Genomic DNA, 12830 nt, shown 5'->3' on the forward strand with positions numbered 1-12830 from the left:
ACGCAGATGACTGGACGACTGCAAGACAAGGTGGCACTGATCAGCGGCGCCGGGACCGGCATCGGCGCGGCGGCGGCGCAGCTGTTCGCCGCCCAGGGCGCACGGGTGATGGTCTGCGGCCGCCGTCGCGAACCGCTGGAGGCGGTGGTGGCGCAAATCCGCGCGCAGGGCGGCGTGGCCGACTGGGTGCAGGCCGATGTCACCGACGAGGCCTCGGTGGACAACGCCGTGGCGGTGACCGTGGAGCGCTTCGGGCAGCTCGACGTGATGATCAACAACGCCGTGAACTACACCTGGGGCATGCTCTCCGCGTTGGAGACCTCCGAGTGGCACAAGTGCCTGCGCGGCAGCCTCGACGTGGCCTTCTTCGGCACCCGCGCGGCGTTCCGCGCCATGCAGGGCCGCGGCGGCTCCATCGTCAACCTCGGCTCGGTGGCCGGCCTGCTCGGCAGCCCGGGCCTCTCCGCCTATGGCGCGGCGAAGGCCGGGGTGCTCAATTTCAGTAGGGCGGTAGCCCTGGAAGGCGCGGCGCAGAAGATCCGCGTCAACGTGGTGATCCCCGGCATCGTCTGGAGCGAAGGCACGCGCGAGGCCATGCGCAGCCCGCAGATCGCCGAGGGCACCGCCCGCGCCGTGCCGCTGGGGCGCATCGGCGAGCCGGAGGAAGTGGCCAACGCCATCCTCTTCCTGGCCTCCGACGAAGCCTCCTACATCACCGGCCAGAGCCTGGTGGTGGACGGCGGCAAGACCTGTGAACTGAACGTGGGCGCCACCGACTACACCTCGGCGACCTCGACCGAAATCCGCGCAGCTGCCCAGGAGGCATGACCTTATGAACATTCAGCTGAACTCTCCCGCCAGCCCCGTCGTGGTCACCGGCGGCGCCTCCGGCATCGGCCTGGCCTGCGCCGAGGCGCTCGCCGCCGTCGGCCGTCCGGTGGCCATCTGGGACCTGCAGGCCGGCAAGGCCGAGGAAGTCGCCGCGCAACTGGCCCAGACCCACGGCGTGGCCTGCCTGGGCGTAGGCGTCGACCTCTGCGACGCCGCCGCCATCACGCCGGCCCTGGCCGCCACCCGCGCGGCCCTCGGTGCCCCCGGCGGCCTGGTGCACGCCGCCGGGATGGTCGACCAGAGCGGCATCGACCAGCTCACCGCCGAGCGCTGGGACCGCGTGCTCAACGTCAACCTGCGCGCCATGGCGCTGCTGGTGCAGGAGATGCTCCCGGACCTGCGCGCCAACCCCGGTTCCTCGGTGGTCGGCATCGCCTCCATCAACGCCACCCTGGGCAACGGCCTGATTCCCGCGTACAGCGCCTCCAAGGGCGGCCTGCTGTCGCTGGTGCGCTCGCTGGCCGACGCCCTGGGCGCCGACGGCATCCGCGTCAACTCGGTGTCGCCGGGGCAGATCCTCACCCCGATGGTCGCGCCGATCGCGGCGGCCAACCCTGGCGTCTTCGAGCGGCGCATCCTGCTCGGCCGCCTCGGCCAACCCGACGAGGTCGCCCGCGTGGTGCGCTTCCTGCTGTCCGACGAGGCCAGCTACATCAATGCCGCGGAGATAGTCGTCGATGGCGGCAACATCTCCTCGCAACGCTGAGACGGGCCGGGAAAACCTGCATGAATGAAATGACCGTAGAAGCGCGCCTGGATCGCCTGGAGTCGCTGGAACAGATCCGCATGCTCCCGGCCAAGTACGCCCTGGCCCTGGACATGCGCGACCTCGACGCCTGGGTCGGGCTGTTCCCGGAAGACGTGAAGGTGGGCAAGGACCAGACCGGCCGCGCCCACCTCAAGGCCTGGATGGACGACACCCTGCGCCTGCAGTTCAGCACCACCTCGCACCACATCGGCGGGCACATCATCGAGTTCCGCGACGCCGACAACGCCAGCGGCGTGGTCTATTCGAAGAACGAGCACGAGGCCGGCCCGGAGTGGGTGACCATGCAGATGCTCTACTGGGACGACTACCAGCGTATCGACGGGCGCTGGTACTTCCGCCGGCGCCTGCCCTGCTACCTCTATGCCAGCGACCAGAACCGCCCGCCGATCGGCGACAAGAAGATGCGCTGGCCGGGCCGCGAGCCCTACGACGGCTCCTGGCACGACCTCTGGCCGACCTGGAAGGCGTTCTGGAACGCCAAACCCGACGACGCCTTGCCGCAGGTCGCCGAGCCGGCGCCGCTGGGGCAGTTCCTCGACACGATGCGCCGCGGCTCCAGCGCGCCGCGGGTGAGGGTGCGCTGATGGCCGGCCCCCTGGACACGCTCTTCGAACCGCTGCAGCTCGGCGAGCTGCAGTTGGCCAACCGCATCGTCATGGCGCCGATGACGCGCAGCCGCGCCGATGCCGACGACGCCCCCGACGCCCTGCACGCGCGCTACTACGGCCAGCGCGCCGACGCCGGCCTGATCATCGCCGAAGGCACCTACCCGAGCGTGAACGGCAAGGGCTACTGCCGTACGCCGGGGATCGTCACGCCAAGGCAGGTCGCGGCCTGGGGCCGGGTCAATGCCGCCATCGCCGAGCAGGGCTCGGCCAGCCGCGTGCTGCAACTGATGCACGTCGGCCGCGCCGCCAGTTGCCACAACAAGCCGGAAGGCGCCGAGACGGTGGCGCCTTCGGCCATCGCCGCGCACGGCAGCCTGTACAGCGACAGCCACGGCATGGTGCCGATGGACGTGCCGCGCGCACTGGATACACACGAAGTCGCCGGCGTCATCGAGGAATACCGGCAGGCCGCGCTGAACGCTCGTGCCGCTGGCTTCGATGGCGTGGAGCTGCACTGCAGCAGCGGCTACCTGCCGATGCAGTTCCTGCTGGCCTGCAGCAACCAGCGCAGGGACGGCTACGGCGGCTCGCTCACGCGGCGCATCCGCTTCGTGGTGGAAACCCTCGAAGCCATGGCCGGTGCCATAGGCGCCGGGCGTGTCGGCCTGCGCATCTGCCCGGGCAATCCGTACAACGACATGCAGGACGACGACCCAGTCGCCACCTACGGGGCGCTGCTGGACGCCGTCGATCCGCTGGGCCTGGCCTACCTGCAGGTCAGCCGTTCGCCGCAACCGGACCTGGACGCCTTCGCCCTGGCGCGCCGGCACTTCCGTGGCGGGCTGATCCTCAACGACGGCTTCGACGGCGCTAGCGCTGCGCAGGCCATTGCGACAGGGCAGGGCGAGGCGGTGTCGTTCGCCCGTCACTACATTGCCAATCCCGATCTGGTGGCGCGGTTGCGCGCCGGCCTGCCCCTTGCCGGGTTCGACCGCGCCACCCTCTACTCCACCGGCGAGCGGGGCTTCACCGACTACCCCGTGTTCGCCGCTGACGCGGAGGTGCAGGCATGACGCCGGTCAGCGAGCGGGCGCGGAGCATCCCCGCCGCCCTGGCGCGCAGCGCGCGCCGGCACCCCGGGCACATCGCCGTCGACGAGGGCGACCTGCGCCTGAGCTATGCCGAGCTGGAGCACCAGTCCCGGCGGGTCGGCCGGGCGCTGCTGGCGCTCGGCCTGAAGCCGGGCGAACGGGTCGCCATCTGGGCGCCGAACGGCCACCGCTGGCTGCTCGCCGCCCTCGGCGGGCTGATGGCCGGCGCCGTGCTGGTGCCGCTGAGCACGCGGCTGAAGGCCGCCGAGGCGGCGGACATCCTGCGTCGCAGCGGCGCGCGGGTGCTGTTCAGCGTCGGCGAGTTCCTCGGCAGCTATTACCCCGAACTACTCGACGGACAGGTGCTGGTCGATCTGGCGCAAACCGTCGTCATCGAAGAGGCGCGTGACGGTGACGCCAGTTGGGAGAACCTCCTCGCCGGCGCCGAAGCGGTACCCGACGCCGCGCTCGATGCGCGCATCGATGCGCTGGACGAGAACAGCCTCAGCGACCTGATGTTCACCTCTGGCACCACCGGCTATCCCAAGGGTGTGCTCTGCGCCCACGGGCAGAACCTGCGGCTGTTCGACAACTGGAGCGAGATCGTCGGCCTCGGCGCGGACGACCGCTACCTGATCGTCAACCCGTTCTTCCATGCCTTCGGCTTCAAGGCCGGCTGGCTGGCGGCGCTGATCCGTGGCGCGACCATCCTGCCGCAACGCACCTTCGAAGCCGAAACCGTGTTGCGCCGCATCGAGCACGACCGCGTGACATTCCTGCCCGGTCCGCCGGCGCTCTACTCGGCCATGCTGGAACACCCGCGCCGCGCCGACTTCGACCTGTCGTCGCTGCGCGTGGCGGTCACCGGCGCGGCTTCTGTGCCGCCGGTGCTGGTACAGCGCATGGGCAGCGAACTGGGCTTCGCCAGCGTGCTCACCGCCTATGGCCTCACCGAGACCTGCGGCCTGGCGACCCTGTGCCGCCCGGGCGACGACGCGCAGACCGTGGCCAGCACCTGCGGCCGTCCCCTGGAGGGCATCGAGGTGCGCTGCGTGGACGCCGAGGGGCGGACAGTGCCCAGTGGCCAGGCGGGGGAAGTACTGATCCGTGGCTTCAACCTGATGCGTGGCTACTTCAACGATGCCGAGGCGACCGCCGAGGCCATCGATGCCGAGGGCTGGCTGCATACCGGTGACGTCGGCGTGCTCGACGAGCGCGGCTACCTGCGCATCACCGACCGCCTCAAGGACATGTTCATCGTCGGTGGCTTCAACTGCTACCCGGCGGAGGTGGAGCGCCTGCTGATGGAGCATCCCGGCGTGGCCCAGGCGGCGGTGATCGGCATTCCCGACGAGCGCCAGGGCGAGGTCGGCAAGGCCTTCGTGATCCCCCGTCCCGGCGCCAGTCTGGATGCCGAATCGCTGATCGCCTGGAGCCGCGAGCGCATGGCCAACTACAAGGTGCCGCGCTGCGTCGAACTGGTCGACAGCCTGCCGCTGAACGCTTCCGGCAAGGTGACCAAGGCGCTGTTGCGCGAGCGGGCGGCTGCGCCGGGCGTATAACCGTTCGCGGTTATGCGCCCTTGTGGCCTGGACCTGCAGGAGCAGGCCATGCCCGCCATTTCGCGGACAAGGTTCGCTCCTGCGCGGTGTTTTGCGCCGCTTCGCGACATAGGGGTTTGATGGCGCGGGCTACCCCAGCGCACTCCCGCTCGCCAGCGGAGCACAGTCGTGCAAGACGAAATCCCGGGCCGCTGCTGCACTGCGGGCATTTTCCTGCGAGTGCCGACCATGAACCGAAGCGACCTGCGACGCCTGGACATGAACCTGTTGGTGATGTTCGAGGCGCTGATGATCGAGCGCAACCTCACGCGGGCCGGTGAAAAGCTCTTCGTCACCCAGTCCACCGTCAGCGCCGCGCTGGGTCGGCTGCGCGATCTCTTCGACGACCCGTTGCTGGTGCGCACCGGGCGCGGCATGGAGCCGACGAGCCGGGCCTTGCAGATCTTCGACGAGCTGCGTCCGGCGATGGACGTGATCTCCGCGGCGGTCAGCCGGGCCAAGGCCTTCGAGCCGCAGAGCAGTTGCAACGTGTTCCGCCTGGGCCTGTCGGACGACGCCGAGTTCGGCCTGTTCCCGGCGCTGCTTGCCGCCTTGCAGGCCGAGGCGCCGAACATCGTCGTGGTGGTGCGCCGGGCGAACTACCTGCTGATGCCGTCGCTGCTGTCTTCCGGCGAGATCACCGTGGGCGTCAGCTACACCACCGACCTGCCGGCCAACGCCAAGCGCCGCAAGCTGCGCGACATCGGCGTGAAGGTGCTGCGTGGCGATTCGCGGCCGGGGCCGCTGAGCCTCGACGAATACTGCGCGCGGCCGCACGTGATGGTGTCCTTCTCCGGCGACCTGAGCGGCGCCATCGACCTCGACCTGGAGCGTATCGACCGCCGCCGCCGGGTGGTGCTCGCGGTGCCGCAGTTCGGCAGCCTGCGGGCGCTGCTGCGCAATACCGAGATGATCGCCACGGTGCCGGACTACGCCGCCTGCATCCTCGCCGACGACGGCAGCCTGCGCGCCGAGGACGCGCCTTTCGAGGTGCGCCCGGCGGAGCTGTCGATGGTCTGGGGCGCCGCCCAGGACAGCGACCCCGCCGAGCGCTGGCTGCGCGAGCGCATCGCGAAGTTCATGAGCACCGAGGCCTAACCGTCAGAACACGCCCTTGAGCGGGTACTCGACGATCATGTAGAGGCGGTCGATATCGCTGCCCGGCTGGTCGGCGTTGCCGCGATGGCTGACTTGCGAGAAGTGCAGCGAGAGGTCCTTGGCCGGGCCGGACTGCACCACGTAGCGCAGGTCGCTGTCGCGCTCCCAATGGCGCCCGTCGGCGCCGTATTGGCCGGCGTAGGCGCCGTCCGCCGGGGCGTGCGTGCCGTCGATTTCGCTGCCGCGCACATAGCGGGTCATGAAGCTCAGGCCGGGAACGCCGAAGGCGCCCAGGTCGAGGTCGTAGCGCAGTTGCCAGGACTGCTCGCCAGGGCCGTTGAAGTCGGCGTACTTGATCGAGTTGGCGAGGTAGATGGAGTCGCCGCCGACGAAGTCGAAGGGCTCGTCGCCGTCGATCTTCTGGTAGGCCAGGGTCAGTGCGTGGGCGCCGAAACGGTAGCACGAGGACAGGCTCCAGGCGGTGGTGTCGATTTCCCCGGCGCGTGCCTGGCCCTGGTCGCGGGTGCGATAGACATTGCCGTCGAGCAGCAGGCCGCCGTGCTCGTAGTGCAGGTTCAGGTAGGCCTGCCGCCAGGTGTCGTCGAGCTGGCCGGCGTAGAGCGAGCCGCCGAAGTCGCCGGGCGGGGCGAAGTCGGCGCCGGCGAAGCTCACCGCGCTGTGGGCGGTGGTGGCGCCGTAGCCTTCGAAGTCGCCGCGGCTGGAGCTGGAGTCCTGGTTCTTGAATGCGGTGAAGCGCCCGGCCTGGAAGTGCACGCCGTCGATCTCGTTCGAATCCAGCAGGGTGCCGGTGGCGTATTCCGGTTGCAGGCGCTTGTCGCCGGTGTCGAATACCGGGGTTTCCACGGTCATTTCGCCGAACTTCAGCGTGGTTTTCGACAGGTCGAGTTTGACCGCGCCACCGGCGTCGGAATAGTCGCTGTCGCTGGAGCCATCGGCGCTGCGCGGCAGCAGGCCGGTGCCGGCGTGGCCACGGCCGCCGTCGAGCTTCACGCCGAGGAAGGCGTGGGCGTCGAAGCCCAGCCCGAGCGTGCCCTGGGTGAAGCCCGAGCGGATGTCGGCGATGAAGCCCTGCGCCCACTCTTCGCGCAGGCTCTGGCCGCTGGGCGAGGGCTGGGTGCGGTAGTCGGTCTGCAGGAAGTAGTTGCGGCTGAGCAGCGACCAGTCGCCGCCTTCCAGCAGGCCGTCGTGCGGGGCCGCCAGGGCGCTCGCCGACACACAGGCCAGGGCGCAGGCCGTCAGTGGAGTGGGCTTCATGGCTGGATCTCCTTCGCTGGGGTCGTCGCCGGCCAGAGCCGCCGGTCGAGACGATAGGCGCCGGGCCCGGCCAGCGCCAGGCCGCCGAAGAGAATGAGCATCCACCAGGCGAACTGGCCTTCCTCGAGGGTCCACTGCGGGTGCACGAAGACCAGCGCGACCAGCAGCACGGCGAGGATCGGCAGGCAGGCCAGGCGGGCGAACACGCCGGCGATCAGCAGCAGCGGGCAGAGCACTTCGGCGAACACGGCAAGGCCCAGCGTCAGGGGCGCGCCGAGGCCGAACGGGTCTTCGATGTGCTGCAGCTCGCTCTGCCAATGCAGCAGCTTGGGCAGGCCGTGCACTTGCAGGAGCAGGAGCGCGCCGGAGACGCGCATGAACAGCAGGGCCCAGGCGATTCGCGCGGGCAGCGGGGATTCCGAACTCATCACGCGTATCTCCGGCAGGCGAAAAAAGGGAGCGGCATTGCCGCTCCCGGTTTCAGGCTCAGTGGCCTTCGCTGGCGTTGAACATGGTCTTGGCGTAGATCAGGCCCAGGCCGTAGGCGCCGCCATGCTCGATGGAGGTCTTCACGGTCTGGTCGTAGGTTTCGCCACGGGCCCAGTCGCGTTGCAGTTCGAGCAGGTATTGCAGGGAGGTCATCGGGCGCGCGCCGAGCTGGATCATGCGCTGCAGGGCCATCTCATGGGCTTCGGTGGAGACGTCGCCACAGGCGTCGGCGATCACGTAGACCTCGAAGCCCTGGTCGATGGCGGAGAGGGCCGGGCCAACGATGCACACGGAAGTCCAGAGGCCGGCGAGGACGATCTTCTGCTTGCCGAACTTGTTCACTTCCACCGCGATGCGCGGGTCTTCCCAGGTGTTCATGCTGGTGCGGTCGATCACGTTGTGATCCGGGAACACCGATTTGATCTCGGTGAAGATCGGGCCGGAGAAGCTCTTCTCGGCAACGGTGGTGAGGATGGTGGAAACTCCGAACTCCTTGGCCGCCTTGGATACCAGGGCAGCGTTGTTGCGCAGGGTGACGGCGTCGATCGACTTGGTGGCGAAGGACATCTGCGACTGGTGGTCGATCATGATCAGGGTGTGATCGGTCGGGTTCAGCAGGGTCTTGCCGGGAACAGCCTTGGCGATTGCGGTCATGGTGAGTTTCCTTTCGTCGTTGCGTGAGTGGGTTGGGTCTTGCATGTGCTTTCGTTCGGCTTCGTCGTTGTGTTGCCGAACCGTGGAGCCATCTTTGCCGACAACCGGACTGCGCGGAACAGACAGCTTTGCAGGGTCACCTTGCAGTTCTGCAAGGGCCCTGGCGGACTGCACCCGGCGCGCTCGATGAGTCGGCGAAGTGGCATGACTATCGCGCGGGCTGTACGGATAATTATTGGATTGCTGTGCTCGCTGCCGAGGCTTTCGGCGCGGGCGGATACAAGCGCGGGAGTTGCAAGTAATGAAGACCGTTGCCGTGGTGCTCTACCCGGATGTACTGATGCTCGATGTATCGGGCCCCATGGAGGTGTTCTCCGTGGCTAACCGCTATCTGCCGGCGGAACATCACTACCGCTTGCTGACCCTGGCCGAGAGCGACGCAGTGATGTGTTCGTCCTGCGGCTTGCGGGTGCAGGCGGACCTGCGCCTGGAGCAGATGCCCGATGCCGTCGACCTGCTGCTGGTGCCCGGCGGGCCGGGCGCCTACAACGACCGCCACGAGGGCCTGAGCGCCTGGCTGGGGCAGGCGGCGCGCCGCGTGCCGCGCTACGGCGCGATCTGCACCGGCACCTTCATCCTCGGCGAGGCCGGCCTGCTCGACGGCTATCGCTGCACCACCCACTGGAACTACCTCAAGCGCCTGGCCGATCGCTATCCACAGGCGCAGGTGGAGGCCGAGCGCATCTACGTGCTGGACCGTGACCTGATCACCTCCGGCGGGGTGACCGCCGGCATCGACATGGCCCTGGCGGTGGTTGCCGAGGATCACGGCCGGGACGTGGCGCTGGAGGTGGCGAAGGTGCTGCTGGTGGTCATCAAGCGGCCGGGCGGGCAGAACCCTTACTCGCCGCTGCTGGCCGCGGTATTGCGCGACGGCACGGCAATCGCCCGCGCCCAGGCGTACATCATCGACCACCTCGACGAGCCGCTGACCGTGGCGCGCCTCGCCGAACTGGTGTCCATGAGCCCGCGCAACTTCTCCCGGGCCTTCCTGCGCGAGACGAAGGTCACGCCCATGCAGTACGTGCAGAACGCGCGCATCGACCACGCGCGCAAGCTGCTGGAAAGCAGCGACCTGCCGCTCAAGCAGGTGGCTTGCCGCAGCGGCTTCGGCAGCCCGCGGCACATGCGCACGCTGTTCGGCGAGCGCATCGGCATGTCACCCAGCCAGTACCGCGAGCAGTTCGGCGGCATTTGACCGTCCTGCGCCCCCTGATTGGCCGAATCCTTCCCCCCGGATGAATTGCGCTGTCATCCAGGGCTGCCAGAATGTCCGCTACAACGATTTAAGCGGTACTGCCTGAGTGTCGAGGCTTCGCTTGGAAGCCTTGACCTAGAGCCTTTGCTCGCTCCGGAGGAAAACTGCAGATGCGCGCCGAGACGCCATTCGATACCGCGACCGTCCTGCAGTTCGGTCGCTTCCAGTTCCACCCCTACAGCCGGCAATTGCTGCAGGGCGAGCGTCCGGTGCAGGTCGGCAGCCGCGCCCTGGACATCCTCCGCGTGCTGATCGCGCGGCCCGGCGAAATCATCCCCAAGGAAACCATCATCGCCCAGGTCTGGGGCGGCACCGTGGTCGAAGAGATCAACCTGCGCGTGCACATCGCCGCGTTGCGTCGTGCCCTGGGCGAAGGGCGCACCGGCGAGCGCTACATCGCCAACGTGCCGCTGCGCGGTTATGGCTTCGTCGGCGTGGTCGAGACGCTGGGCGAGGCGCCGCCGGCGGCTGGGTCGAGCGTGGCGGGCAACCTGCCGGTGCTGCTGGTCGGCCTGGTCGGCCGCGAGCAGTGGCTGCGGCAACTGGTCGAGCGGGTGCCGCGCACGCGCATCCTGACCCTGGTCGGGCCCGGCGGCATGGGCAAGACGTCGCTGGCGATCCAGGTCGCCGAACACCTGCGCGAAGACTTCCCGCGCGTGTGCTTCGCCGACCTGTCGAACTATCCCGATGGCGTGGCGTTGTCCCACGGCCTGGCGCGCCTGCTCGGCGAGCCGGCGGGCGGCCCGCTGTTGTTGCTGCTGGACAACTGCGAGCACCTGGCGCGGGATTGCGCCGAGCAGGTCGAGCACCTGCTGCGCCTGCACCCCGCGCTGCACATCCTCGCCACCAGCCGCGAACCGCTGCGCGCCGCGGGCGAGCACGTGCTGCGCCTGTCGCCGCTGGAAGTGCCCGAGCCTGGCGTCAGCGATCCGCAGCGCATCCTCGGTTGCTCGGCCATCGAACTGTTCCTGGCCCGCGCCCGCGAGGCGTCCGAGCACTTCGCCCTGCGTCCCGCGCAGTTGCCGGTGCTGGCGAATATCTGCCGCAGCCTCGACGGCATTCCCCTGGCCATCGAGATGGCCGCGCGCCAGGTGGACGTGGTCGGACTGGAGGCGCTGGAGCAACTGCTCGGCAGCCGCATGCACCTGCTGATGCCCGGCCGCCGCACCGCCCCTGCGCGCCAGCAGAGCCTGCAGGCAACCTACGACTGGAGCTTCTGCCTGCTCGATGCCTGCCAGCAGAGCTGCCTGCGCCAGCTCGCCGAGTTCGCCGGTGCCTTCAGCCTGAACGCAGCGGCCGAGGCGCTCGACGGTGCCCTGCAGTGTCGCGACTGCATCTTCGGCGTGGTCGGGCAACTGGTGGAAAAGTCCCTGCTGCTGGCCGAGCACGGCGAGCGCGGCGTGCTCTACCGGATGCCCAACACGGTGCGCGCCTACGTGCGCCGCGATGCCGACGCCGGCTGGCCGCAACTGGCCCTGCCGGTGGCCTGACCTGTGCTGACGCCTCGCTGACGGCGGGGCAGCACATCCGTCCAATGCAAGCTTCCTGGCGGCGTCCATAGTCGTCGGCATCGACACGCGAGCCGACGGAACGCCCATGAGCAGCACAGCCATTGACCTGAACAGCGTGGTGACCCTGGTGATCTACCACAAGGTGCGCCGCGAGGCCCTGGCCCAGTACGAGGCCTGGCTGCGCCGGGCGGTGAAGGCGGCGCAGCACTGGCCGGGGCACCTGGGGGTCAACGTGATCCGTCCCGGCGGCGACGAGGCGCTTTTCACCACCCTGGTGCGCTTCGCCGAGGCAGCCCAGCTGCAGGCCTGGATCGAATCCGCCGAGCGCGCCGAACTGATCGCCGAGGCCTTGCCGATGCTCGAAGGCGGCGACCATCCGCTGGTCCACGACGACCCCGAATTCTGGTTCACCCCGCTACGCGGCGGCGCCCGCCAGCCGCCGAAGTGGAAGCAGGCGGTACTCACCTTCCTGGTGATCAGCCCGCTGAGCATGCTGGTCCCCCGGCTCTGGGCGCCGGTGTTCGAGCGCTTTCCGGCGCTGGGTGGCCTGGTCCCGAGCAATCTGCTCATCACCCTGTGCATCGTCGTACCGGTTGTCTTCCTGATCATGCCCTGGGTTACCCGCCTGTGCGCCGACTGGCTCAGGCCGGTCTAGGCTCCACGGCACTCGATTCACGTCCATTCCCCACTCTCGGAGATTCCCCATGAGCACATTCCTCACCCGTGACGGCAGCGAGATCTATTTCAAGGACTGGGGCAGCGGCAAGCCCGTGTTGTTCAGCCACGGCTGGCCGCTGGACGGCGACATGTGGGAGGTGCAGATGGAGTACCTGAGCAGCCGCGGCTACCGCACCATCGCCTTCGACCGCCGTGGCTTCGGCCGTTCCAGCCAGCCGTGGAACGGCTACGACTACGACACCTTCGCCGACGACATCGCCCAGCTGATCGAGCACCTGGACCTGCGCGAGGTGACCCTGGTCGGCTTCTCCATGGGCGGCGGCGACGTCAGCCGCTACATCGCCCGCCACGGCAGCTCGCGCGTGGCCGGCCTGGTGTTGCTCGGCGCGGTGACGCCGATCTTCGGCCGCACGGCGGACTACCCGCAGGGTGTCGACACGGCTGTGTTCGACGGCATCGTCGCCGGCCTGCGCCAGGACCGCGCGCAGTTCATCGCCGACTTCGCCAGCCCCTTCTACGGCATCAACCATGGCCAGAAGGTGTCCCAGGGCGTGCTCACCCAGACCCTGAACATCGCGCTGCTGGCTTCGATCAAGGGCACCATCGACTGCGTGACCGCCTTCGGCGGCACCGACTTCCGCGCCGACATGGCGAAGATCGACGTGCCGACCCTGGTGATCCATGGCGACGACGACCAGATCGTGCCCTTCGAAACCACCGGCAAGCTGGCCGCGCAAATGATCCCCGGTGCTCAGCTGAAGGTATACGCGGGCGCGCCGCACGGCTTCGCCGTGACCCACGCGCAACAGCTCAACGAAGACCTGCTGGCCTTCCTGGCCCGCTGATT

Annotated in this window: 13 protein-coding genes; 10 read left to right on the plus strand and 3 right to left on the minus strand. The window is 68.8% G+C overall.

Annotation, left to right across the window (positions count from 1 at the left end; all coding sequences use genetic code 11):
* Positions 1–6 precede the first annotated feature (6 nt).
* The 6 genes from ACA097_RS20140 to ACA097_RS20165 all read left to right on the plus strand — a co-directional run bounded on the left by ACA097_RS20140 (position 7) and on the right by ACA097_RS20165 (position 6058).
* Entirely contained in the window at positions 7–828 is an 822-nt protein-coding gene (locus tag ACA097_RS20140) for an SDR family NAD(P)-dependent oxidoreductase (protein ID WP_043254266.1), read from the plus strand.
* A gap of 4 nt (positions 829–832) precedes the next feature.
* Positions 833–1597, plus strand: a complete 765-nt coding sequence (locus ACA097_RS20145) for an SDR family NAD(P)-dependent oxidoreductase (protein ID WP_043254264.1) — start codon at positions 833–835, stop codon at positions 1595–1597.
* A 20-nt stretch (positions 1598–1617) separates the two neighbouring features.
* Positions 1618–2244, plus strand: a complete 627-nt coding sequence (locus tag ACA097_RS20150; protein ID WP_371365544.1) for a nuclear transport factor 2 family protein — start codon at positions 1618–1620, stop codon at positions 2242–2244.
* Positions 2245–2255: 11 nt separating this feature from the next.
* Positions 2256–3341 (plus strand): alkene reductase, encoded by a 1086-nt coding sequence (locus ACA097_RS20155; protein ID WP_371370548.1) that lies wholly within the window; start codon positions 2256–2258, stop codon positions 3339–3341.
* Entirely contained in the window at positions 3338–4921 is a 1584-nt protein-coding gene (locus ACA097_RS20160; RefSeq protein WP_043254257.1) for a FadD3 family acyl-CoA ligase, read from the plus strand. Before ACA097_RS20155 ends, ACA097_RS20160 begins: the two co-directional genes overlap by 4 nt.
* A gap of 228 nt (positions 4922–5149) precedes the next feature.
* Positions 5150–6058 carry a LysR substrate-binding domain-containing protein gene (locus ACA097_RS20165; RefSeq protein WP_043257608.1) on the plus strand — a complete coding sequence of 303 codons (909 nt, stop codon included), beginning with the start codon at positions 5150–5152 and terminating at the stop codon, positions 6056–6058.
* Between the two features lie 3 nt (positions 6059–6061).
* Here ACA097_RS20165 and ACA097_RS20170 read toward each other — a convergent pair whose 3' ends face one another.
* The 3 genes from ACA097_RS20170 to ACA097_RS20180 are packed head-to-tail and all read right to left on the minus strand — an operon-like array spanning position 6062 to position 8476.
* Positions 6062–7333 (minus strand): OprD family porin, encoded by a 1272-nt coding sequence (locus ACA097_RS20170; RefSeq protein ID WP_371365547.1) that lies wholly within the window; start codon positions 7331–7333, stop codon positions 6062–6064.
* The gene (locus ACA097_RS20175; protein ID WP_371365549.1) at positions 7330–7761 is read right to left on the minus strand and encodes a DoxX family protein; all 432 of its coding nucleotides are present in this window, start codon (positions 7759–7761) and stop codon (positions 7330–7332) included. The genes ACA097_RS20170 and ACA097_RS20175 overlap by 4 nt, the downstream gene beginning before the upstream one ends.
* Positions 7762–7819: 58 nt before the next feature.
* Complete coding sequence (locus tag ACA097_RS20180; protein ID WP_043254251.1) at positions 7820–8476, minus strand: hydrolase; 657 nt, start codon at positions 8474–8476, stop codon at positions 7820–7822.
* A 301-nt stretch (positions 8477–8777) separates the two neighbouring features.
* Here ACA097_RS20180 and ACA097_RS20185 point away from each other — a divergent pair, with 301 nt between their 5' ends.
* The 4 genes from ACA097_RS20185 to ACA097_RS20200 all read left to right on the plus strand — a co-directional run bounded on the left by ACA097_RS20185 (position 8778) and on the right by ACA097_RS20200 (position 12828).
* On the plus strand, positions 8778–9734 hold the full coding sequence (locus ACA097_RS20185) for a GlxA family transcriptional regulator (RefSeq protein ID WP_371365551.1): 957 nt from the start codon (positions 8778–8780) through the stop codon (positions 9732–9734).
* Between the two features lie 170 nt (positions 9735–9904).
* Positions 9905–11284 (plus strand): winged helix-turn-helix domain-containing protein, encoded by a 1380-nt coding sequence (locus ACA097_RS20190; protein WP_371365553.1) that lies wholly within the window; start codon positions 9905–9907, stop codon positions 11282–11284.
* A 106-nt stretch (positions 11285–11390) separates the two neighbouring features.
* Complete coding sequence (locus ACA097_RS20195; RefSeq protein ID WP_043254247.1) at positions 11391–11960, plus strand: antibiotic biosynthesis monooxygenase; 570 nt, start codon at positions 11391–11393, stop codon at positions 11958–11960.
* Between the two features lie 49 nt (positions 11961–12009).
* Positions 12010–12828, plus strand: coding sequence for an alpha/beta fold hydrolase (locus ACA097_RS20200; protein WP_371365555.1), 819 nt, complete (start codon positions 12010–12012; stop codon positions 12826–12828).
* The last annotated feature ends 2 nt before the right edge of the window (positions 12829–12830 follow it).

Source organism: Pseudomonas sp. QL9 (assembly GCF_041409665.1).
Classification (GTDB): Bacteria; Pseudomonadota; Gammaproteobacteria; order Pseudomonadales; family Pseudomonadaceae; genus Pseudomonas; species Pseudomonas knackmussii.

Coding starts and splice junctions, on each gene's coding strand:
- ACA097_RS20185 (WP_371365551.1), top strand. CDS start 8,778: ATGAAGACCGTTGCCGTGGTGCTCTACCCGGATGTACTGATGCTCGAT.
- ACA097_RS20165 (WP_043257608.1), top strand. CDS start 5,150: ATGAACCGAAGCGACCTGCGACGCCTGGACATGAACCTGTTGGTGATG.
- ACA097_RS20200 (WP_371365555.1), top strand. CDS start 12,010: ATGAGCACATTCCTCACCCGTGACGGCAGCGAGATCTATTTCAAGGAC.
- ACA097_RS20180 (WP_043254251.1), bottom strand. CDS start 8,476: ATGACCGCAATCGCCAAGGCTGTTCCCGGCAAGACCCTGCTGAACCCG.
- ACA097_RS20160 (WP_043254257.1), top strand. CDS start 3,338: ATGACGCCGGTCAGCGAGCGGGCGCGGAGCATCCCCGCCGCCCTGGCG.
- ACA097_RS20175 (WP_371365549.1), bottom strand. CDS start 7,761: ATGAGTTCGGAATCCCCGCTGCCCGCGCGAATCGCCTGGGCCCTGCTG.
- ACA097_RS20150 (WP_371365544.1), top strand. CDS start 1,618: ATGAATGAAATGACCGTAGAAGCGCGCCTGGATCGCCTGGAGTCGCTG.
- ACA097_RS20170 (WP_371365547.1), bottom strand. CDS start 7,333: ATGAAGCCCACTCCACTGACGGCCTGCGCCCTGGCCTGTGTGTCGGCG.
- ACA097_RS20145 (WP_043254264.1), top strand. CDS start 833: ATGAACATTCAGCTGAACTCTCCCGCCAGCCCCGTCGTGGTCACCGGC.
- ACA097_RS20195 (WP_043254247.1), top strand. CDS start 11,391: ATGAGCAGCACAGCCATTGACCTGAACAGCGTGGTGACCCTGGTGATC.
- ACA097_RS20190 (WP_371365553.1), top strand. CDS start 9,905: ATGCGCGCCGAGACGCCATTCGATACCGCGACCGTCCTGCAGTTCGGT.
- ACA097_RS20140 (WP_043254266.1), top strand. CDS start 7: ATGACTGGACGACTGCAAGACAAGGTGGCACTGATCAGCGGCGCCGGG.